The following is a 20800-nucleotide window of genomic DNA, read 5'->3' as shown; positions in this document are numbered from 1 at the left end:
ACACGCTCACCAGTCCTCGATGTCGTCGCCGATCTCGGCCGCGCCGATCTTGGCGTAGATGCGGGTCGTCTGGATGTCGGCGTGCCGCAGGTGCGCGGCCACGCGGCCGAGGTCGCCGGTCTGCCGGTAGTAGCGCGTGCCGGCGCCGTGGCGGAGCCCGTGCACGCCGGCGTTCTGGTACTCGACGCCGGCAAGTGCGCAGAGCCGCCGGAACCGCCTACGCGCGTGGTCGGCGGCCCACGGGAGGACGAGGGCGGCGTCGCGCTGCCGGTGCGCCTCGCGACCCCCGCCGGCGCTCACGAGCCGCAGCTCGGCGAGGGCGTCGCGGAGCCTTCGCGTGACGCTGACCGTGGCCGCCTTGCCGCCCTTGCCGGAGCGCACGCGGAGCTTGCCGCGCTCCAGGTCGAGGTCGTCCCAGCGGAGGGACGCCATCTCGCCGATCCGGAGCCCCGCGTGCGCGCCGAGCAGCACCATGACCTTCTCCGCGCCGCTCGCCAGCGCGAGGAGGGCCTCGACCTCGTGGTCAGCGTACGGGCGCCGCTTCTCCCACGGCGGCGTGGGGTCCTTGGCTACACGCACGTCGTCGAACGGCCTGGCGTCGGAAGCGCCCGCCCAGCGCAGCGCCTTGTAGAGCGTGCGGGCCGCGGCCAGCTTCACCTGCAGGGACGCGGCGCTCAGCGGCCTCCCGGGCGACGCGGGCACCTCTCGCGCAGCGGTCGCCCTGCCGCGCCGCGGGACCTCCGCGGGAGCGCTGCCGTTCCCGGCCTCGAGGCGCCTCATGTAGACGACGCCGGCGTCGCGGCTAGGCCGGAGCAGGTTCTCCGACGCCCACGCCTCGACCAGGTCGCGGACGCCGCGGCGGTACGTCCGCAGCGTGTGCAGACTGACCTTGGCACCGCGCGAGCCGTGCAGGAACAGGTACGCTTCGGTGAGCGCCCAGAGCTGCTCCGCGTCGCGGTCGCGGGCGGCCGCCGCCGCGCGGCGACGGAGCTCCTCGGGCGGCAGCTGCGCCCACGCCTCGGCGCGGGCGAGGGCGCCGCGGTCCTTGTAGAGGTCGAGCGCGTGGTCCATCGGGGTAGCTTAGCTTAGTCGGATAAGACGAGTTATCAGGTTTTTCATACTCCCCGACCTATCTCATCAGGCGCTGAAAGGTTCGGAAGGCTCGGGGCCCGATGCCTTCGGCAGCGGTGCCCTGACTCGAGCCCTCCTGACGCACGGGCTAGTCGACGCGCTGGTGCTCATGACGGTACGGGTCGTGATCGGCTCGGGCGACCGACTGTACGCCGAAGGCTCAAGGCCGGCAGGCGTCCGCATGACGGTGGGCTTCATGGCGCCTTCGCCCATTACGAGAACGCTGGCGCCGTTCGGGCCGCCCTGGTCGCCGTCCAGAGGCGCGGCCAAGAGGAATGTCACCGGGAGTCTTGCGCCCATCCGGGTCCGGGCCCGTGATCCTCCCATGCGGTCCGCACGCCACGTCCGTGCTGGACGCCCTCACCTGCGTCAACCTGGTATCGCCAGCGACTCGCAGCCCTCGTATGTAGCATCTACCACCAAGTGGTAGACTTCTACCATGAGTCTGAACATCAAGAACCCACGGACGACCGCCCTGGTGCGCGAGCTCGCCGAGCGCACGGGGACGTCTCAGACCGAGGCCGTGGAAGTGGCGGTGCGCGAACGACTGGCGGCACTGGACGCGGGCGACTCGAACGAGTCCGGCTCCCTGGAGGACCGAGTCAAGAGCTCAGAACGTCTGATCGAACGGATCCGCGCCAACTTGACCGCTAGCGAGCGGCATGCTCTGCGCACCACCGAGTCCGAGCTCTACGACGAGTCCGGCCTGCCCGCATGATCCTCGACACGTCGGCCATCCTCGCCGTGATCAGCGATGAGCCGGATGCGCAACGGTTAGTGGAGTTGATCGTCGCCAACGGGGCACCGAAGCTGTCGGCGGCCACGGCGGTGGAGCTCAACGCCGTGCTCACGCGCCGATTGCCGCCCGAGAAAGTCCGACTAGTGGGCCGATTGCTACAAGTCTGGAACGTCCAGATCGTGCCTTTCGATGAGGAACAGGCGAACATCGCAAGCCGTGCCTACGCCGACTTCGGCAAAGGGAGCGGACACCCCGCCCAGCTGAACCTCGGCGACTGCTTCTCGTACGCGCTGGCGGTAGCGGCCTCGGAGCCGCTGCTCTTCGTCGGGTCGGACTTCGTCCACACGGACGTCGAGCGTTCCTACGTGGCGCCGTCAAGTGAGTCATAGGCCACGCTCGGCGCAGCGTGACGAGGCAGCCTGATCTGACCTCAACAGCCCCTGACACGCCCCGTGCGCGGGGTCATGGCCAAGGGTTCCTCACGCTCGACGGCGAGGAAGCGGGCGCGGCGGCCCGCCGCCACGGCGGAGTGCCCCAACGGGTGAACGTGGGCGCCATGGAGCTTTGACGCCCTCGCGGGGCGGGGTTCGGCTGGCATGGGCGTAGCGCTCGGGGAAGCCCACGATCTCGACACGCGAGCAGAAGGCCCTGGGATCCTCGCCGTCATGCGGCCGCTCCGGAAGACGCATCGTCCAGTTCGGCGTCACCGGGCAGAAGCTCGCCCGTCTCCCCCGCCACGCCTGCCCCACTCGCACCTTCTCGAGCACCCCGTGAGGCACGCCGCGGTGGGCCAGAACGTGGCTGGTGGCGAGCCCGGCCTGACCCGCGCTGACGATCAGGCGGTCGTGGAGTTCGCGCATCGGCAAGAGCCTGGCAGGCGCACGCGTGAGGTCACGGTGCGCTCGGCATGATGAATGGGCCCCTGCGGCCATCGGCCACCGCGCAACTCGCGCACGGCGGGCATGATGTGGGCATGATGTGGGCATGACCCCAAGCCGCGGCGCTACCGAACCCAGTCTGGCGCCGAGGCCGTGAACCAGGACCATCACGCACGCTTCGCCGCGCGCCGCCTAGCCTTCCAAGCCATGCACGACAGCGGCTTCTTCGCCCTGCCCAACCCGTGGGACAACGGCGGCGTGCGCTGCCTCGAGCGGCTCGGGTTCCGCGCCCTGGCCTCCACCAGTGCGGGCTACGCCTGGTCACTCGGCGTGAACGACAGGGAGGTCGGTCTCGAGCGGATGTTGGGCCACCTGCAGCACCTGTGCGAGGCCACCGATCTGCCCATCAACGCCGACTTCGAGAGCGGCTACGCGGACGAGCCCGACGAGCTCGCCGCCAACGTGGCGCGCGCCGCTGCCACCGGGGTCGCCGGCCTGTCGATCGAGGACCTCGCAGGCGACCACCTCACATCATCCTCGTCGGTCGCTCCGAGGGGTTCCTCATCGGGCGCAACGACCTCCACGACACGGTGGCGCGCCTGGTGGCCTACGCCGAAGCCGGCGCCGACTGCCTCTCCGCTCCCATGATCACCGAGGACGACCAGATGAGCACCATCGTCCAGGCAGTGGCGCCCAAGGCCGTCAACGTCCTGTTCCGCGGGCCAGGCATGACCACCGAGCGCCTTGCGCGGCTGGGCGTGCGTCGCGCCAGCGTGGGCTCGCTGCTGGCCAGGACCGCCTGGCGGGCGTTCGACGAGGCCGCCGTACAGCTGGTCTCACAGGGGTCGCTGCCCGCAACCGTGTTCTAACCGTGGGCAGACGCCGTGCTCAAGCTGCCCACGAGCTAGCGGCTACGACCCGAGCACCCTTCTCAACTCGGCCGGCGTCACGACCCGACGTTCGCTACCGTCATGAAGGTGCTGACCGCCATGGGTATCCGTCTAAGGGCCGAGCTGGTGAGTCCGGAAGCGGCGCCTTCCCCCGTCACCGAGTGAGTGTCTAGCGGCCCCAACTTGCATCGGCGCGTAGAAGGTGACGCGTCAACCGGAGGCCCCTCCGCCTGCTCGGTGGCTCTCCGGACGTCTCCGGCCGGCCGCGGCCTATCGCGGACTACTATGTCCTCATGAGAAGCAAGGACCACGAGGCTCGCGCGCGGCGGCGCGCCTCACGGCTCACCGTGGCTTTCGCGGCCATCCTGTTATCCGCGGTGCTCGGCGCCTGCGGCCCGAGCCAGCACGAGAAGGACCTGGAGGCCCAGAACCAGACGCTGGCGGGCAGGGTCGCCACCCTAGAGGCTGATGTCGAGCGACTGGACGGTGCGCGCGCCGCCGCGGAAGCCGCGGCCGCAGCTGCTGAGGCTAACCTCGCCACCGCTGAGGCAGACGCGGCCAAGACCGCAGTAGAGCTGGGGCAGGCGCAGGCCGGCCGCGACGCAGCCCTCGAGGGGGCGTCGGACCTAAGAGAGCAGTTGGGCACGCTCGAAGCGCGGCACGTCGAGCTCACGGCCCACGCCGCGGAGCTCGAAGAACAGGTGAAAGCCCTTCTAGATGCAGAGGCTCAGCACGAGGCTGCAGCCGCCCAGGTCAGCGAACTGCAGGCTGCGCTGGCGCACGCCGAAGAGCTGGTGACCTCGGGCCAGGCGGAACGCCAGGGGTTGCAGATCGCCCTAGCTGAGGCGGACGAGGGCAAGCGGGCCGCCGAAGCGGCCACGGAGGCGGCGCAGGCGGCGCTCACCGAGGCCCAAGGGAAGCTAGAGACGGCCGAGACGGCGCTTGCCGCAGCTGAGGCCGGCAAGCACGAGGCCGAGGCCGCCGCTGAGGCGGCGCAGGCGGCCCTGACCGGAGCCCAGAGCCGGGCCGACGAGGCCGTCGCGGCGCTCACCGAGGCAACCGGTTCGCGCGATGCGGCCGGCGCGGAGCTCATCGAGGCGCAGCGGCAGCGCGATGAGACCACCGCGGCCCTCTCGGCGGCGGAAGCGGCCCTCGCCTGGATCACCAGGGAGCGAGACGAGGCGCAGGCCGCCCTGACCGCCGCGGGAAATTGGCTCGAGGAAGTGACCGCCGAACGTGACGAGCTGTCCACGAAGCTCGAGGCAGCGAACGAGCGCGTGGCTGCGCTGGAACGCCGCCTCGACACCGCCGCTTCGGACCTTGACCGCTCCCGGTCTCGCGCGGCGGACCTGACGCGGCAGCTCGAGAGCCTGACCGAGGAGGAGTCAGGCCTGCGCGAGCTCAGCGCCCAACACCAGGAGGAACTCGCCCGGGTCCGCGGCGACCTGGAGGAGGCGCAACAGCGGGTCGCCTTCCTGACGGGCGCCCGGGGCATCTACACGGTGCAGCCGGCGGACTCGCTGTCGAGCATCGCGCGGTTCTTCTACCGTGAGGGTGCTCTGTGGCCGCTCCTGCTGGAGGCCAACTCCCACCTGATAGACGACGCCGACCTCATCTTCCCCGGCATGGTCCTGATCATCCCGCAGCAGAAGGACTGAGCGGAGAAGGCGTCGGCGCCTCAGGGCGCACGGTAGGAAGAAGACGAAGTGCGCGCTCGGCGATAGCGGGAACCCAAGCCTAGCAACCGTCATGAAGGTGCTGATCGCGTCGGGAATCCGTCTTAGGGCGGAGCCCATGGTTCAAGAGGATCCGTCCGCGTCCGCCGAGGTCTAGGGCGGCGTCAACCGGATCCTCGGGCAAGTGGCTGGCGGAACGGGCGCATATCGGCTCTGACACACTCGATAGGCCCTTGAAAGCAGATTGCCGGTAAGCTGGCGCGCGTGCTGGCAGGACTCCCGCAGCCCCCAAGGTCACACCGGTCAGTCGCACATCCCTCGCTCACGTCGTCGGTAGTGCGCGGCTTCGCGGTGGCCTTGCTTCTCGTTTTCACGGTGTCTCTGGGTCAGGCTCAGCCGGTGCCCTACCAAGGCGTACCAGGCGGCGCCGCGTGGCTGGCGGGCGATTTCGCCGCAGCCTACGAGGAGGCCGTGCCCGTCCAGACGGCCACGGCGCAGTTGCTGGCGTCGCGCGCGGCCACCGATCAAGCCGTCTACCTCACCACCGAGAGCGCGGCCGCCCGTGACTGGCTCGACCGCGCCCAAACGGCGGCCCTGAGGAGCCTGGAGCTCGAGCCGAACGGGCCGTGGGCCGCGACCGCCACCATGGCCCTGGCGCGAGCCAAGGGCGAAGCTGGTTTCCACCAAGGAGCTCTCGCCAGAGCACGGATGGCCGGAGACGTGAGGAAGCTGTTCGAGCGCGCGCTGGACCTCGATCCGGACAACGCCGACGCCCTCGTCTCCTACGCCTCCTGGCACTACGCCCTCACCGAGCTCGGCGTCGGTTGGCTGTTCGGTGCCAGGCGCGACAAGGTCCTACCCATGATCGAGCGCGGGGTTGCCGCCGCGCCGCTGCAGATCAACTTGCGAGTCGAGTACGCTCGCGTGTTGTTCGGGCTCGGCCGAGATGCCGAGGCACGGGAGCAGGTTGACATGGCGCTCGCGTTGCCCGTGCGCACCGCTGCCGATGCCTTCGAGCAGGCGAGGGCGCGGGCGCTAGTGTCCGAGCCGTGACGACCGCCAACAGACACCAAGACACATAGGACCCGGTCCGCGAGGCTCGCCCGACCACCGCCGTCCCCGCGTGGCCCCTCGGTCAGCCACACCGAGCCGCCCAAGGAACGACCTGGAAGCAGGTTGGACGGGGCGCCCGCACCTGGTGAAGGTCGTGCGGAGCGCTACGGTGAGCAGGCAGCGGCCCCGATCCCCCACGGAAACCCGCAGCCTGGAGGTCCCGATGAACCGAAGCAACGTGAGCCCGCGGGTATCAGTAGTGCTCGCGACGGTCCTGCTGGCGCTCCTGGGAACCGCGTCCGCGCAACTCCCCGGTCGCCTGACTCTGGAACCGGCCGCCGGCGTCGTGGCAAGCTCCGTCACGGCCACGGCCTCCGGCCTGGAGCCCGGAACCCGCGTCGCACTCGTGTGGGAGAGCGCGAACGCCTCCTGGAACGTGACCGACGAGGGCCGCTTCCTCGGCGTGTCCGCAGAGCAGACGCTCACGCCCCTGAGCGAAGGGGTGGTTGGCGCGGACGGCACCGTCGCCTTCACCTTCCAGGTCCCGGAGGACTTCGGGTACATGCACAACGTGTTCGTCGTCGCCGGCGACGAGACGGTGGCGCGTCAGGGCTTCACCGTGCTGCCGCAACTGACGGTGAACCCGACCTCGGGGCCGGTGGGCACCCCGATCACCGTGACGCTTACCGGCGTCGGGTACACGTTCTGGCAGCTGGCGTGGCACCTCCTCTACGACAGCGCGCACACGGGCTGGCTCTCCGCCATCACCACGCGCGGCACGGCCACCGCCGTGATCCCGGCGACGGGCGCGGTCGGCCCTCACTCCCTCCAGGTCCTCTCCGGCACGCACCCGGTGCCGTACCTGAACCAGCAGCAAGCGCCCACGTTCAACCCGAACGTGCCCACGGTCCTGGCCGCCACGTTCGTCATCACTGGTGGTGACGCGGTGTTGCCCGGCGCGCCTGAGGCGCAGGCCCTCCCCCGCGCGCCGTTCTTGCCCGAACCCGCCGGCGCCGGCCCGTCGCTCGTACTCGACTACGGCTCCGGCACCGTTGGCAGCGAGATCGGCGTGCACGGCGAGGGTTTCTCGGCCGGCGCGGAGGTCGAGCTCGGCTGGACGACGACGCGCGGCAACGACATCATCTCCGGACTCGTCGACGCCACTCTCGACCTCGGAAGCGTGACGGCGACGGCCGCGGGTACGTTCGACATGCGCCTCGCGACCCCCGACGACCTCGGTGGCGGTCACACGCTCCTGGCGACCGTGGGCGACGTCAGCGCCTCGGCGCGCTACACGATCACGCCCAGCGTGGCGGCAGTCACGCCGAGCGTGGTGGCGCCGACCGGCGACATCACGATCACCATCAAGGGCGTCGGCTGGAGCGACACGGCCAACATCTACACGCTCGTCATGGACAACGGTTACCTCGGCTACGGCTGCGGGGTCAACAGCCAGGGCGACGTGACGATCCACCTGAAGGCGCCGGGCCAGCCTGGAGTGCACTACGTCGACCTCTACCCGTCCATCTACCGGGGCGTCATCACGGCGCCGGGAGCGCCGCCCGCCCCGCGCCTCGAACCCGGACAGGACGCGTCCCTCCTGCCGGGCGCCAATGGCACCTTCCTGCAGCTCCCCATGCTCAACTGGGTCGACCACCCGGGTGAGGAGTTGCCCGCGTTCCGCCTGAGCTTCGAGGTGAGGCAGTGACCCCCTAGACGGTCGACTCACGCGGCGGGCCTCTTCTGGGCGTGGGAGCGTCCCGCCACCGACCGGAGCCGCGACCCCCCTGATGAGGTCCAATCGCTCAGGTTGAGCCTCGACCCACACGCTTCCCCGGACGCCCTGGTGGGCGGCCTGGCGCTCGATGGCACCGGTTCGCTCGTGGCCGGCATCGTCGGCCGTAAGGTCAGGGTGTGGGACGGCCGCGACGGGTCGACGCTGGCCGAGTTCGACCCCGGGACACGGCTCGGAGCCTGCACCTACTGCGGCGCGCAGAAGCTCGCCGTCGGGCCGGCCGGTGACGTCATGGCGGTCGCCGGCGACGCCCCCCTTCGTGCTCCTCGTCGACCCGGTCACGGGCGCCGTCGTCAAGGAACTCGAGGTGGAGGGTGATCAGGCCGGTCTCGTGGCGTTCGGCGCCGGCGGCACGCGGCTTGCCTCAGCCTCGACCTCCCAGGGCTCGGCGGGCGTCCGCTACTTCCTGCGGGTCTGGGACACGGCCACCTACGACGTGGTGTTCGAGCGCGACGGCCACGTCGGTTACGGTCGGGTCCCGGACTTCGCCTTCAGCGCCGACGGTGGCCGCCTGGCGGTCGGCTCGGACACCGACGTGCGCGTCTTCGACCTGTCGGGCGGTGCCCTCACCCTTCCCTACCCGCAACCCGAGAGCCGGTCGAGTGCCCTCGGTCCGGACGGTGGCGCCGTGGTCCTGGCGGCGCCGAACGGGAACCGGATCAGGTTGGAGATCGTGGACGTCGATACGCGCGAGGTCCTGGTCGAGTTCCCCCACGCCGCTCGCAGCGGCGCGGAGTGGAGCGCCGACGGCCGCTACCTGCTCGCAGGTACGTAGCTCCTGCGAGCGGACGACATGGGCGTGGCAGGGGATCTCGCCAAGGGTCATCTATACGGGCTCGAGCTCCAGGCCGAGCCTTCCTACGTCGACGCCACCACCTACGACGTGGCCGGCACCCTGAGCATCGACGGTGGGGCGCCCATCGCTTTCTCGGAAGCCGTGGTGGGCAACGAGACCCAACGCTACCTCGCGCCGCAGACGAGGGGACCCCTACCTGCGACGCTGCGGCTGGAGCTAACGGGCCACCCGTGGTCGCTTGTCGCTTGGCAGTACTACGGCGGCGCCGGAGCGACATCGGGGCGGGAAGGCGCTTGGTCGGGCCACATGCGCCGCGACCCCGTGTGGCGAGCGCGCACACGGCCCGGAGGCCACCCATGCCCGCCGAGATCCGACCGGCGACCGGTAGGTTCGACGGGTTCGGGCTGGTCGTAGGCCCGAAGAGCGGCAACGACGGCTGTTGGTGCATAGCGAACCGCGTCTTGAGCATTCGTGGCCGCGCCCGGCACGTGCTGTCTTCGCCACGGGCGCTCCCACCCCGGGTCTACACTCACGCCATGGGCCTCATGACCTTCAGCCTCAACCTGACACTCGACGGTTGCATCGACCACCGCGTGGGGATCGCCGACGACGAGACGCACGCCTACTTCACGGGACTGATGGACAGGGGTGGCGCGATGCTGTGGGGCAGGGTCACCTACGAGCTGATGGAGAGCTACTGGCCCGCCGTCGCCCGCGGCGACGAGGACGCGCCCCCCGCCATGCGCGAGTGGGCCATCAAGCTGGAGGCCAAGCCGAAGTACGTCGTGTCGTCGACGCGCAGTGACTATCCCTGGAACAACAGCCATCACCTCACGGGCGACCTGCGCACGGCGGTGCAGGGACTCAAGGACGCGACGCCGGAAGGCGTCCTGCTCGGCAGCGCCACGCTCGCGGCCGCGCTCGACCGGCTGGACCTCGTCGACGAGTACAAGTTCCTCGTTCAACCACTGATCGCCGGCCACGGTCCGACCCTGTTCCAGGGCGCGCTCGCCGGCGCTCGGCGGCTCGAACTTCGCTCGGCGACGTCCCTGAGTAACGGCGTCGTCGCGGTGCACTACCGGCGGCAGCAGTGATCCCCGCGCCCGCGCTGCTCGAAGCATGGAGGTGCCCGCGCCAAGCGGGACGCGCGGACCGATGAGGTACGTCGCCCTGTTGCGCGGCATCAACGTCGGCGGGCACACGGTCACGATGGAGGCCCTGCGTCGGGTCTTCGAGGCCGTGGGGTTCGACAACGTCGCCTCCTACATCAACAGCGGCAACGTGTTCTTCGACTCCACCGAGGGCGACCGCGAGGCGCTCACCGGCACCATCGAGGCGGCGCTGGAGGCCGCGCTCGGCTACGCCGTCCCCACGTTCCTGCGCACGCCGGCGGAGCTGGCGAGCATCCTAGAGCGCGACCCGTTCGCCGCCACGGAGCCCCGCGACGACCTCCGCTTCTGCGTGACGTTCACGGCCGACCCCATCCCACCTGACCTGCCGCTGCCGCTCGCCTCCTCAAAGAACGACATGGAGATCGTGGCGGTGGCGCCCCACGAGGCGTTCGTCGTCTGGCGCATCCTCGCCGGCCGCCCGCCGTCGGGCAGGTTCCCGCCGGACGTGTTGCCGACACGCAACACGACGCGCTTCTTCCACACGTTGAGGAAGATCCACGCGGCCGCAACGCGGTAGGCCGAGGTAACCTCGAACATGGCCAACGACCGGACGGAAGGGCTAGCCGCCGAAGCGAGCGGACTCGAGGCGGGACGACCGTTGCGCCTCACGTACAAGGCAGACGGACTCCGCCTGGAGGCGCTGCCGGTCGAGGAGGCAGGCGCCGCCGGGTGAGGACCGCAACCCGCGCGGCGACCGCGGCCGCCGCGCGAGGCCCGATGTGCACCTGCGCCCACGACCGGGCCTGCGGCCCACTACCATGCGCCATGCGCAAGGTGACCATGCAGGAGTTCCTGACGCTCGACGGCGTCATGCAGGCGCCGGGCGGCCCGGATGAGGACAGGGCCGACGGCTTCGCGTACGGGGGTTGGACGGCGCCCCATTTCGCAGCCGCCGACGCGGCCGCGGGCGCGTTCATGGCGGAACACCTGAAGCCCGCCGACCTGCTCCTCGGTCGCCGCACCTACGAGATCTTCGCGGCCTACTGGCCGCACCACGCCGACCAGTGGCCCGGCATCGAGGACGTGACGAAGTACGTCGTCAGCTCCACCTGGACACCCGAGCTGGTGGCCGCGAGCGGTTGGAGCAACTCCGTCCTCCTCACGGGGCTGGACGACGTCAAGGCCCTGAGGGAGGCTGCAGGGTCGGAACTGAAGGTGATCGGGTCGAGCGTCCTGGCGCGGTCGCTTCTCGCCCACGGCATGGTCGACGAGATGGTCTTGATGACGTTCCCGGTTGTGCTCGGCCCCGGCAAGCGCATCTTCGCCGATGACGCCGCGCCGGCGGCGTTCGTGATGACGTCCGGGCAAGTGACCCCGAACGGCGTCACGCTGGCGCACTACCGCAAGAGCGGCGCGGTGGCGACCGGCACGGTGGGCTGAGCGGCCCCCGCCCTCACGGCCGCCGCTCGAGCAGCGCGCGCCACGCTCGGCCCCGTGCCAGGCCCTCGCGGATGTCGAGAACGGAACCGCCCTCGGCCGTCGGGCGGACGAAGCCCAGCCGCCAGCGCTGCCCGGCCACCGTCAGGTGGACGCCGCCGCCGAAGTAGTACCAGGGGAAGACCGCCTCCTGCACGTCCCGGAGCGGGACGTCGAAGCACCGCCAGGCATCCGCACGCAACGTGAGCCGTCCCGCCCTGAAGCTCAGCTCACCGGGCACGCTGTGGGTCAGGCCCTCCAGCATCCAGACCTTGGAGGCGAACCCCTCGGTTGGCGGGATCCCCGTCACCCGCCGGCCACCGCCTCGGCGTCGCCGCCGTGTTCGCCCATGCCTCGGAGGTTACGTCATCGGGCGCAGGGGCGTGAAGCTCCCGTGGTTCACATGCGGTGGAACGACCTGTTACCGTGGCGAGAGCAAGAGCGAGCGGATCGTCATCCGGACGCGAGGTAGCCTATGGCCAACCCACGGGGAGATGGCGTGACAAGCACCGACGACAGCGTTACCAGCACCGGGCCGGCCGCGCTCCGCCTCGTCCAGGCCCTGTTGGACATGCCGCGCTCGCTTCGCGTCGACGTCTCGCCCGAGGACCTGGCGCGAGACGCGGCCGTGCGACTGGAGGAGCTGTTGGGTCACGCCGTGACGCTCAGGTGGGCGGACGAGGTGGGCGGGGAGCCCCCTCGTTCGGCGGACCGCCTGACGCTCCGGCTTAGGCATCAGGACGAACCGTTCGCCATGCTCGAGGTGACCGCGGCGGGCGCGCTGCCGGCCGAGGTGACCTGGGCGCTCGCGCACCTCGCCCACGACTTGACGAGCGTGATCGACGCGTCGAGCACCAGGCGGTTGCGGGGCACGCTCCGCGCGCTCCGCGACGCCATGTCCTCAGCCCCCGACCTGGGCGCCTTCACGGCCAGCGCGGTCGACCTGGCGGCACGCTTCGTGGACGCCGACGCCGCCATGTTGCTCCTGGGCGGCCCGGACGGACCGGCCCCGCTCGCGACCCTCGGAGCGTGGGACCTGGATGACGCTGCTGTGGCGCGTCGGCGGCGGATCGCGTTCGACGCCACCCACGCCCCCGGTCCGTTCCGGTTGGATGACGGCCTCGTCGCCGTGCCCATCGCGTCCAGCCCCCCGGCGCGTTGCGTGCTGCTCCTGCGCTTCGCTGCCGAGCGGCGGCTTCACAGCCTCTCGCTCCCACTGCTCACGGAGCTCGCCAGCGTGGCGGCGCCGTTCCTCGACGCGCGTTGGCGCGACAGCGTCCTGACCGAGCTGCTGGAGCTCAACAACGCCTCGGAGGAGACGTCCACGACCGAGATGTACGGCCGCGTGCTGCGCACGGCGCTGCGGCTCGTGCCTGGCGCAGACGGCGGTACCCTCCTGACGCGCACCGACCCGGACGCCCCCTTCGTGTACCGCGCGGCCGAGGGGTTCGACCTTGAGCAGCTGCGGGAGAACCCGATCACGGAGGCGGCGGCCCGCGCCTGGTACGGGGAGGAGAGTCCTGGCTGGCACCAGGGCCTGCCGCGCATTCTCCACCGCGAGGACGCCGACATCGAGCGCCTGGGGGCGGCCAGCACGCCGGACACGGACCCGGACGTCACCAACTACCACCTCATCCAGTCGACGCTCTGCCTCCCGGTCCTGCGCGACGGCAAGGTCATGGCGGTCCTCAACCTCGACGACCTGCACCAGGGTGGCGGCTTGGCGCGCGACTCGAGCCAGCTCGCCTACCTCTTCGGCGCGCCGCTAGCGAGCCTGCTGCACCGCCAACAGACCCGCGACGTCCTGCGCCGGGCGGCGCTCACCGACGAGCTGACCGGCCTAGCGAACCGCCGCGCCTTCGATCAGGCTCTCGAGCGCGAACTTACGCGAGCCGCGCGCGGCGGGGTTGGGCCGAGCGTCCTGCTGATGGACCTCAAGGAGTTCAAGGCCGTCAACGACCGGTTCGGGCACGCCAAGGGGGACGAGGTGCTGGTGGCCGTCGGGACGGTGTTGCGGCGGAGCCTGCGCGCCGTCGACCTGGCGGCCAGGCGCGGCGGTGACGAGTTCCTCGGCCTGCTTGTCGACACGCCCGCCTCCGAGGCGGAGCGGGTGAAGGAACGCATCGAGCGGAAGGTGGCCGAGCTCGACACCGGCCTTGGCGCTCTTCACATCAACGTCGGCGTGGCGAGCCACGAGCTCGACGGTGGCGACCCGGATCGCCTCCTCCGCCTGGCAGACTCCCGCATGTACGAGGCGAAGCGGGCGGCCAAGCGCTCTTGACCGGCACGCCCTAACGCGTCCTGGCGTCGGGGAGGAACACGACGAACAGTCCCACCGCCGGCAGCCAGCCGCAGAGCTGGTAGACGAAAGTGATGCCGTGGGTGTCGGCCAACCCGCCGAGGAAGGCGGCGGCTATCCCCGCCGCGCCGAACGACAGGCCGTAGAGGAGTCCCGACACCATCCCCACGCCGCGCGGCAGGAGCTCCTGCGCGTACACGACGATGGCCGGGAAGGCGGACGCCATGATGACTCCGATGACGGCCGTGAGGACGACGGTCCAGCGCAGGTCCACCCACGGCAGCAGCAGCGTGAACGGCAGGGCACCCAGGACGCTTCCCCACAGGACGAGCTTGCGGCCGAAGCGGTCGCCGAGGGGTCCGCCGATGAGGGTGCCGACCACCACCGCGGCCATGTAGACGAAGAGGAGCAGTTGGGAATCGCGGATCGAGACGTCGAACCGCTCGATGAGGAAGAACGTGTAGTAGCTGCCGAGCGCCGCGCCGTAGACGGCCTTCGAGAACGTCAGGACCACGAGGATGAGGATGGACACCGTCACGCGCCAGTGGGCGGCGCCACCGAGCACGGCGGGGCGCCGCACGAGCAGGTTGGCGACGTGGCCGCGGTACCAGGTCCCAACCTTGAAAAGCACCCACATGGCGAGGACGGCCAGGAGCGAGAACCAGCCGATGCTCCACTGTCCGAACCGCAACACCACGAAAGCGGCGAGGATCGGGCCCAACGCCGAGCCGAAGTTGCCGCCCACCTGGAACACCGACTGGGCGAAGCCGGGCCGCAGCCCCGCCGCCATGCGCGCCACGCGCGACGCCTCGGGGTGGAACACGGCCGAACCGAGGCCGATGAGGGCCGCCGCCACGACGAGTACGGGGAAGCGCGTGGCGCCGGCGAGGATGAACAGCCCGAGCAGCGTGGAACCCATGCCCGCCGCCATCGAGTACGGCAGCGGGCGGCGGTCGGCGGCGATGCCGACGACGGGTTGCAGGAGTGAGGCCGTGAACTGGAAGGTCAGCGTCAGGAACCCGACCTGCGTGAACGTCAGGCCGTAATCGTCCTTCAGCATCGGGTAGATGGCGGGCAGCAGCGCCTGCATGAGGTCGTTCAGGAAGTGGGAGAAGCTGATGGCGACGATGACGCCGACGGCGGTCGCGCTGACCGCGTCGGTCGTGGCCGTTGCTGCTCGGGCCCTGGCTGCCTCAGCCACCTGGTGCTCCCGTCCGTGCGCCGCGGGCGCGGCCTCGGCGGCGGGGGCCCATGCGGACAGGTGAATCTACCCCACGCCGCCGCCGCGCCTGCCCGGGTCGCCGACCGGCGGTGCCGCCCGGTGGCGCAGGGGGTGGCGTCATCGGCCCCTTCGTGAGGCGCGCCCGAGTACCTCGACCTCGGCCGGTGTGAGCGTCACCCCGGCGGCGCCCACGTTCTCGACCAGGTGCGCTCGTTTGGAGGTGCCGGGGATGGGCAGCATCACCGGGCTGCGCGCCAAGAGCCAGGCGATGGCGACCTGAGAGGGCGTAGCGCCATGCCGGCGCGCGGCCTCGGCCAGAGGCGTGCCGGCGGCGGCGAGCTTCCCCGCCGCCAACGGGTGCCACGGGATGAAGCCGATGCGGTGCTCCTCGCAGTAGGCGAGGACGTCGTCGTGGGCGCGGTGGGTGATGCTGTAGCGGTTCTGCACCGTGGCCACCGGGAACACGCGCCTGGCCGCCTCGATCTCCTCGACGCTTACCTCGCTCAGGCCGGCGAGTCGGATCCACCCGACATCGAGCATCTGCTTGATGGCCCCGAACTGCTCGTCTCGCGGCACGTTCCGGTCGATGCGGTGGAGCTGCCACAGCGTGATCTGGTCGAGGCCGAGTATGCGCAGGCTCATCTGGACTTGCTGCAGCAGGTACTCCGGCCGACCAAGCGGCACCCACCTGTCGGGTCCGGTGCGGACCTGGCCCCCCTTGGTGGCGATCACCAGGCCGGGCGGGTAGGGGTGGAGGGCCTCGCGGACGAGCGGTTCCGAGACGAGGGGGCCGTAGGAATCGGCCGTGTCGATCAGGTTGATCCCGAGCTCCGGCGCGAGCCGCAGGGTGGCGAGGCACTCCTCGCGGTCGGCGGGCTGGCCCCACGTGCCGGGCCCGGTGACCCGCATCGCGCCGAAACCGAGGCGGTTGACCTCGACCTCGCCGCCCAAGAGGAAGCTGCCTGAGCTTATGGCGTTGGGCGTGATCACCTTCGCACCTCCACGCGCCTAACCATAAGGGAACCCGTCATGCACGCGCAGGGCGGTGGGGACGCGGGCAGCGGTCGCCGAGCTAGCGGGACTCGCCGCCACCGCCGCCCGCTGAGGCGGGCGCGTTGCTTCAGAAGAGGGTCACCCTGCCGGGGCCGTTGACGGCCACCGCCGAGAACGTCTGCACCTTGAATGGCGCCACGGGCGCCAGCTCGAGGAACAGTTCGAGGCGGCCGTGGTCGGCGCGCACCTGCCAGCTCGCCCGACATGGCCGTTCGAACCGGGGCGGGGCGTGTGGGCCGGCCGCGTCGACTCTGCCGAGGTTGACGAGCGCCCGGCGCAGGTGGTCGATGCGGTCGACGAGCGGGAAGTCGAGCTCCACGTTGTCTGCGAACAGCTCGGCGTGGCGCGCCGCCAGCTGCCTCGCGTCGCCCTCCCCGGCGCCCGCCACCAGGGCGTCGATGGCGCTCACCGCCGCCACCGTCTCGGGCCACGGACGCGCTTCGGTCGGGGCGCCGTTCGCGCCTGCCATGAGCTCGAACATGACCTTGCGGGCGAGCGTCGGCGCGGCCGAGTGGGTGCCGTTGGCGGAGGCGATGACCGTGCGTCCCGTCGGCCGGTGCCAGCACATGTAGGCGGTGAAGCCCGGGTAGCCGCCGGCGTGGGAGACGAGAGTGCCGTGCCGCTCGAAGCGCTCGACCTTGAGCCCGTAACCGTAGCCGGTCACGACGGTGCCGCAGAGCGGCGCCTCGGCATGGGAAGCGGCTATCAGGCAGAGCGGCTCCTGCGCCTCGACAAGGTCGGCCGACGTGAAGGCGGCGCCCTCGGGCGCCTCTCGGCCGAGGTGGAGGTCGGCCCAGCGCGCCAGGTCGCGCACGCTCGAGTAGAGGCCGCCCATGGGCGAGAAGGCGCCGGGTGCCGATTGCGGCTGCGGGGTCCACCCGCCAGGCCGGCCGGGTAGCGGCGGCTCGCGGTGGTAACCCTGCACGACCCCGTCGAGGTCGGCGGCCGAGAACGCCGTGTCGCTCAAGCCGAGCGGGACGACGATCTCGCTCATGATGTAGTCGCGGTACGGCCGGCCGGCCGCACGCGTGACGATCTCGCCCAGCAGCGCGTACCCCAGGTTCGAGTACTCGTAGGCGCTGCCGGGTGGGAACAGCAGCCGCACGCCCGCGCTCATCCAGGCGCCCAGTCGCTCGCGGCTCGCCGCCTCCTGCCGGTCACCCCACGGGTTGTCGGTGGCCAGCCCGCCCGACATCGACAACAGGTGGCGGATGCGGAGGGTGGGCCAACCGGCGGGCGCCTCGAGCGTGAGTTCGGGCAGGTGGGCGCGCACCTCGTCGTCGAGCGTCAGCTTGCCGGCCCTGCGAAGTGCCAGTAGCGCGAGGGCCGTGAAGCTCTTCGTGCACGACGCCACGCGGAACTTGGTGGACTCGCCGTAGCCGTCGTCGCCCCAGGCGAGCGAGCTGACCAAGGCGCCGCGCTCGGCTACGGCCACGATCCCGCTGGGGCTGAGGTTGCTGCCGGCGTGGTCCTCCACGAACGGCGTGAGGTCGAGGTCCAGCTGCGTCATGGGCGGCAGCATAATGCGCCGCGCCACGCGGCGGTGCCTAGCGCCCGGCCGCGTTCGTCAGTCGGCCTGACCGGCGAGGAGCCGCAGCAGCTCCGCGTGGATGAGGCCGTTGCTGGCGACGAGGTACGGGTTATCGATGCTGTACACGCCGCCATGTTCGTCCGTCACGGTGCCGCCGGCCTCGCGGAGGATCAGGACCCCGGCGGCCACGTCCCACGGGTGGAGGGTCAGCTCCCAGAAACCGTCGGCGTTCCCGGCGGCCACGGTGCAGAGATCGAGGGCGCCGGCGCCGGCGCGGCGTACGGCTCGCGCCCGGCGCAGGGCGCGGGCGAACTTCACCTCGTTGACGCGGATGTCGGCCTCCACGGCGTTGAAGCCCGTCGACACGAGGGCCTGCGCCAACGTGGGCGTGCGGCTCACGCGGAGGGGTGCGCCGTCGACCCGCGCGCCCCTCCCCCGAACGGCCGTGTAGAGGCGGTCACGCACGCTGTCCAGCACGACGCCTACCTCGACCGTCCCGGCCACCTCCAACGCGATCGACACGCAGTAGAACGGGAAGCCGCTGGCGTAGTTGGTGGTCCCGTCGAGCGGGTCGACGATCCAGCGGTGGGTGGCGCCCTCGCGGCCCTGGTCGCCCCCTTCCTCGCCCAGCACGGCGTGGTCCGGGTAGGCGCCGGTCAGGACCGCGCGGATCCGCTCCTCGCTCAGCTTGTCCACCTTGGTGACGATGTCGGCGAAGTTGGCCTTGGTGCCCACCTGCTTGTCCGTGTCGGCGGCGTGGAAGCGGTGGATGGCGGCGGCCGCGCGGGCCGCCTCGATGGCGACGTCGAGGAACTCGGTCATGGGGGCCATCATAGGCCCGCCCCACGCGCCGCCGGCGGCGCCCTCCCCTACATGATTCCTGGGCCTCGGCGTCCGGTCGGTCGGGTCTACCCTGCGGTCGAAGGAGGTCGTCATGACGCAAGCGAAGCAGTTGGCCTCGTTCGCCGCGAGCGCGAGCTACGACATGTTGTCGGCGCTGGCCGTGGAGGCATTGAAGGTGCGGGTCCTGGACAGCCTCGGCTGCGCCCTGGGAGCCTTGGCCGGTCCGCCCGTGAGGGCGGTCAGGAGCCTCGTGGAGGAGTTCGGGGGCAGGCCGCTGACCACCCTGATCGGCGGTGGGCGCACCGCGCCGGACCGGGCGGCGCTATACAACGGCGCGCTGGTGCGCTACCTCGATTTCAACGACAGCTTCCTGGCGCCCGGCGAGACCTGCCACCCGAGCGACAACCTGGCGCCCGTGCTGGCGGCGGCAGAGTACGCGGACGCGGACGGTAGGCGGCTGTTGACGGCGCTGGCGGTCGCCTACCAGGTGCAGTGCCGCCTGTCGGAGGTCGCGCCGGTGCGGGCGAAGGGGTTCGATCACACGACCCAAGGGGCGTTCGCGGTCGCCGCCGGCGCGGCGCGCGCGCTGGGCCTCGACACCGAGCGCACGGCCAACGCCGTGGCCATCGCCGGCACCGCCCTGCCGGCCCTGCGGGTCACGCGCACGGGCGCGCTCTCCAACTGGAAGGGGCTGGCGTACCCCCACACGGCGTTCGCGGGCACGCACGCCGCGTTCCTGGCCGCGAAGGGCATCACCGGTCCCGCCGCGGTGTTCGAGGGCAACAAGGGCTTCATGGACGCCATCAGCGGGCCGTTCGACATCGACTGGCGCGCGGAGGACCTCGAGGTCGTGCGGCGCACCATCTTGAAGAAGTACGACGCCGAGATCCACTCGCAGTCGGCCATCGAGGGGGCCCTCGACCTCAAGCGCCGGCACGGCTTCGCGGCCCGCGACATCGACAGCGTGGAGATCGACATCTTCGACGTGGCGTTCGACATCATCGGGGGTGGCGAGGAAGGCGACAAGACTCGCGTTAGCACCAAGGAGGAGGCGGACCACAGCCTGCAGTACATGGTGGCAGTGGCCCTGCTCGACGACCAGGTGCTGCCGGCCCAGTACGACCCGGCTCGCATCGTGAGGAACGACGTCCAGGCGCTATTGCGGCGGGTGCACGTGAGACCCGCGGCCGAGTTCAGCGCGCGCTTCCCCGCCGAGCACGGGTGCAGGGTGACGGTGAGGCTCCAGGGAGGCGATGAGTTCGTCGTGGTGAAGCGCGATTACGAAGGGTTCACCACCCGACAGATGAGCTGGGACGGGGTGGTGGCGAAGTTCGAGCGCTTGGCGGCGCCGCACGTGGGCGGCGACCTGCGGGGCGCGCTGGTGGAGGTCGTGCGCGACCTCGAGAACCGGCAGGTGACCGACCTGACGGGACTGTTGGCGAGGGCCGGCGCGGCCGTGCCGGCGGGAAGGTGAGTGGCGTCATGAACAGCGAGTTCGGGTTCCTGCAAGTGAACGAGCGGCCGGGAAAGCCGCGCACCACGGGGCTGACGGAGATCCGCGCCGCCTACTACACGCCGGTCGGGCCACGCTACCTGGCGGACGTGCTCGAGACCATGCACCCATACGTCGACTCGCTGAAGTTCGCGGGCGGCTCGTTCGTCCTCTACCCAGACGAGGCGCTCACGACCGTCATGAACACCGCTCACGACCACGGGGTCCTCGTGTCGACGGGCGGCTTCATCGAACGGGTCCTGACCCAGGGCAGGGACGCGGTCGACAGGTACGTCGCGGCCTGCAAGAAGGTCGGCTTCGACGTCATCGAGCTCTCGGCCGGCTTCATCACCCTCCCTACCGACGACTGGCTGCGCCTGGTGGAGAAGGTGCAGAAGGCCGGCATGCGCGCCAAGCCGGAGGTCGGTGTTCTGTTCGGCGCGGGCGGCGCGACGCCGGAGGCCCTGGCGAGCGACGCCCTCCAGGACCCGGAGTGGGCCCTGGCCCGCGCGGAGCGCTTCCTAGACGCGGGCGCGTACCTCATCCAGCTTGAGTCGGAGGGGCTGACCGAGGACGTCACGAACTGGCGAACCGACATCATCGCTCGGTTCGCGAGTCGCCTGGGCATCGACAAGTTGATGTTCGAGGCGTCGGACCCGCGGGTGTTCACCTGGTACGTGCAGAACTACGGCCCGGAGGTCAACCTCTTCGTCGACCACAGCCAGATCGTGCAGTTGGAGGCGCTGAGGCGTGGCCTGTGGGGCACGCAGCAGGTGTGGGGTCGCGTCGTGACCTACAAGGGCTGAGCCGCCGC

General features: G+C 70.9%; 19 protein-coding genes and 1 pseudogene. 14 read left to right on the top strand and 6 right to left on the bottom strand.

Annotation, left to right across the window (positions count from 1 at the left end; genetic code table 11):
* Positions 1 to 6: 6 nt before the first annotated feature.
* Positions 7 to 1071, bottom strand: coding sequence for a site-specific integrase (locus H3C53_06985; GenBank protein MBW7916409.1), 1065 nt, complete (start codon positions 1069 to 1071; stop codon positions 7 to 9).
* A 499-nt stretch (positions 1072 to 1570) separates the two neighbouring features.
* On the opposite strand from H3C53_06985, the gene H3C53_06980 reads away from it, so the two are divergent.
* The 11 genes and pseudogenes from H3C53_06980 to H3C53_06930 all read left to right on the top strand — a co-directional run bounded on the left by H3C53_06980 (position 1571) and on the right by H3C53_06930 (position 11510).
* Positions 1571 to 1849: a type II toxin-antitoxin system VapB family antitoxin gene (locus tag H3C53_06980; GenBank protein ID MBW7916408.1), complete on the top strand. Its 279-nt coding sequence runs from the start codon at positions 1571 to 1573 to the stop codon at positions 1847 to 1849.
* Positions 1846 to 2259: a type II toxin-antitoxin system VapC family toxin gene (locus H3C53_06975; GenBank protein MBW7916407.1), complete on the top strand. Its 414-nt coding sequence runs from the start codon at positions 1846 to 1848 to the stop codon at positions 2257 to 2259. Before H3C53_06980 ends, H3C53_06975 begins: the two co-directional genes overlap by 4 nt.
* A gap of 696 nt (positions 2260 to 2955) precedes the next feature.
* A pseudogene (locus H3C53_06970) lies at positions 2956 to 3617 on the top strand (isocitrate lyase/phosphoenolpyruvate mutase family protein).
* Between the two features lie 314 nt (positions 3618 to 3931).
* Positions 3932 to 5296, top strand: a complete 1365-nt coding sequence (locus H3C53_06965) for a LysM peptidoglycan-binding domain-containing protein (GenBank protein MBW7916406.1) — start codon at positions 3932 to 3934, stop codon at positions 5294 to 5296.
* 417 nt (positions 5297 to 5713) lie between these two features.
* Entirely contained in the window at positions 5714 to 6367 is a 654-nt protein-coding gene (locus tag H3C53_06960) for a hypothetical protein (GenBank protein MBW7916405.1), read from the top strand.
* A gap of 223 nt (positions 6368 to 6590) precedes the next feature.
* Complete coding sequence (locus H3C53_06955) at positions 6591 to 8075, top strand: hypothetical protein (protein ID MBW7916404.1); 1485 nt, start codon at positions 6591 to 6593, stop codon at positions 8073 to 8075.
* A 346-nt stretch (positions 8076 to 8421) separates the two neighbouring features.
* Positions 8422 to 8937, top strand: a complete 516-nt coding sequence (locus H3C53_06950) for a hypothetical protein (GenBank protein ID MBW7916403.1) — start codon at positions 8422 to 8424, stop codon at positions 8935 to 8937.
* Positions 8938 to 9494: 557 nt separating this feature from the next.
* A complete protein-coding gene (locus H3C53_06945; protein ID MBW7916402.1) occupies positions 9495 to 10052 on the top strand; it encodes a dihydrofolate reductase family protein in 558 nt (185 codons plus the stop codon).
* A 61-nt stretch (positions 10053 to 10113) separates the two neighbouring features.
* On the top strand, positions 10114 to 10647 hold the full coding sequence (locus tag H3C53_06940; protein ID MBW7916401.1) for a DUF1697 domain-containing protein: 534 nt from the start codon (positions 10114 to 10116) through the stop codon (positions 10645 to 10647).
* Positions 10648 to 10665: 18 nt separating this feature from the next.
* On the top strand, positions 10666 to 10803 hold the full coding sequence (locus H3C53_06935; GenBank protein ID MBW7916400.1) for a hypothetical protein: 138 nt from the start codon (positions 10666 to 10668) through the stop codon (positions 10801 to 10803).
* Between the two features lie 92 nt (positions 10804 to 10895).
* On the top strand, positions 10896 to 11510 hold the full coding sequence (locus H3C53_06930; GenBank protein MBW7916399.1) for a dihydrofolate reductase family protein: 615 nt from the start codon (positions 10896 to 10898) through the stop codon (positions 11508 to 11510).
* A 13-nt stretch (positions 11511 to 11523) separates the two neighbouring features.
* Here H3C53_06930 and H3C53_06925 read toward each other — a convergent pair whose 3' ends face one another.
* On the bottom strand, positions 11524 to 11856 hold the full coding sequence (locus H3C53_06925; GenBank protein MBW7916398.1) for a hypothetical protein: 333 nt from the start codon (positions 11854 to 11856) through the stop codon (positions 11524 to 11526).
* Positions 11857 to 12045: 189 nt separating this feature from the next.
* Between H3C53_06925 and H3C53_06920 the strand changes: the two genes are divergently transcribed.
* Positions 12046 to 13827, top strand: coding sequence for a GGDEF domain-containing protein (locus H3C53_06920; protein MBW7916397.1), 1782 nt, complete (start codon positions 12046 to 12048; stop codon positions 13825 to 13827).
* Positions 13828 to 13837: 10 nt separating this feature from the next.
* On the opposite strand, the gene H3C53_06915 is transcribed toward H3C53_06920, so the two are convergent.
* The 4 genes from H3C53_06915 to H3C53_06900 all read right to left on the bottom strand — a co-directional run bounded on the left by H3C53_06915 (position 13838) and on the right by H3C53_06900 (position 18473).
* Complete coding sequence (locus tag H3C53_06915) at positions 13838 to 15046, bottom strand: MFS transporter (GenBank protein ID MBW7916396.1); 1209 nt, start codon at positions 15044 to 15046, stop codon at positions 13838 to 13840.
* A 138-nt stretch (positions 15047 to 15184) separates the two neighbouring features.
* Positions 15185 to 16057, bottom strand: coding sequence for an aldo/keto reductase (locus H3C53_06910; GenBank protein MBW7916395.1), 873 nt, complete (start codon positions 16055 to 16057; stop codon positions 15185 to 15187).
* A 130-nt stretch (positions 16058 to 16187) separates the two neighbouring features.
* On the bottom strand, positions 16188 to 17630 hold the full coding sequence (locus H3C53_06905) for a beta-lactamase family protein (GenBank protein MBW7916394.1): 1443 nt from the start codon (positions 17628 to 17630) through the stop codon (positions 16188 to 16190).
* A 57-nt stretch (positions 17631 to 17687) separates the two neighbouring features.
* Positions 17688 to 18473, bottom strand: a complete 786-nt coding sequence (locus H3C53_06900; GenBank protein MBW7916393.1) for an inositol monophosphatase — start codon at positions 18471 to 18473, stop codon at positions 17688 to 17690.
* Positions 18474 to 18585: 112 nt separating this feature from the next.
* Between H3C53_06900 and H3C53_06895 the strand changes: the two genes are divergently transcribed.
* Both H3C53_06895 and H3C53_06890 read left to right on the top strand, forming a co-directional pair.
* Positions 18586 to 19968 (top strand): MmgE/PrpD family protein, encoded by a 1383-nt coding sequence (locus tag H3C53_06895; protein ID MBW7916392.1) that lies wholly within the window; start codon positions 18586 to 18588, stop codon positions 19966 to 19968.
* Positions 19969 to 19976: 8 nt separating this feature from the next.
* Positions 19977 to 20792, top strand: coding sequence for a phosphosulfolactate synthase (locus tag H3C53_06890; protein ID MBW7916391.1), 816 nt, complete (start codon positions 19977 to 19979; stop codon positions 20790 to 20792).
* Positions 20793 to 20800: the final 8 nt, after the last annotated feature.

The organism is Trueperaceae bacterium (assembly GCA_019454765.1).
In the GTDB taxonomy this organism is placed as follows: Bacteria; Deinococcota; Deinococci; order Deinococcales; family Trueperaceae; genus JAAYYF01.
Note: the sequence above shows the minus strand (reverse complement) of the source record. Positions and strands in the feature narration are given on the sequence as shown.

Coding starts and splice junctions, on each gene's coding strand:
- H3C53_06900 (MBW7916393.1), bottom strand. CDS start 18,473: ATGACCGAGTTCCTCGACGTCGCCATCGAGGCGGCCCGCGCGGCCGCC.
- H3C53_06980 (MBW7916408.1), top strand. CDS start 1,571: ATGAGTCTGAACATCAAGAACCCACGGACGACCGCCCTGGTGCGCGAG.
- H3C53_06955 (MBW7916404.1), top strand. CDS start 6,591: ATGAACCGAAGCAACGTGAGCCCGCGGGTATCAGTAGTGCTCGCGACG.
- H3C53_06975 (MBW7916407.1), top strand. CDS start 1,846: ATGATCCTCGACACGTCGGCCATCCTCGCCGTGATCAGCGATGAGCCG.
- H3C53_06985 (MBW7916409.1), bottom strand. CDS start 1,071: ATGGACCACGCGCTCGACCTCTACAAGGACCGCGGCGCCCTCGCCCGC.
- H3C53_06930 (MBW7916399.1), top strand. CDS start 10,896: ATGCGCAAGGTGACCATGCAGGAGTTCCTGACGCTCGACGGCGTCATG.
- H3C53_06890 (MBW7916391.1), top strand. CDS start 19,977: ATGAACAGCGAGTTCGGGTTCCTGCAAGTGAACGAGCGGCCGGGAAAG.
- H3C53_06945 (MBW7916402.1), top strand. CDS start 9,495: ATGGGCCTCATGACCTTCAGCCTCAACCTGACACTCGACGGTTGCATC.
- H3C53_06940 (MBW7916401.1), top strand. CDS start 10,114: ATGAGGTACGTCGCCCTGTTGCGCGGCATCAACGTCGGCGGGCACACG.
- H3C53_06905 (MBW7916394.1), bottom strand. CDS start 17,630: ATGACGCAGCTGGACCTCGACCTCACGCCGTTCGTGGAGGACCACGCC.
- H3C53_06935 (MBW7916400.1), top strand. CDS start 10,666: ATGGCCAACGACCGGACGGAAGGGCTAGCCGCCGAAGCGAGCGGACTC.
- H3C53_06895 (MBW7916392.1), top strand. CDS start 18,586: ATGACGCAAGCGAAGCAGTTGGCCTCGTTCGCCGCGAGCGCGAGCTAC.
- H3C53_06965 (MBW7916406.1), top strand. CDS start 3,932: ATGAGAAGCAAGGACCACGAGGCTCGCGCGCGGCGGCGCGCCTCACGG.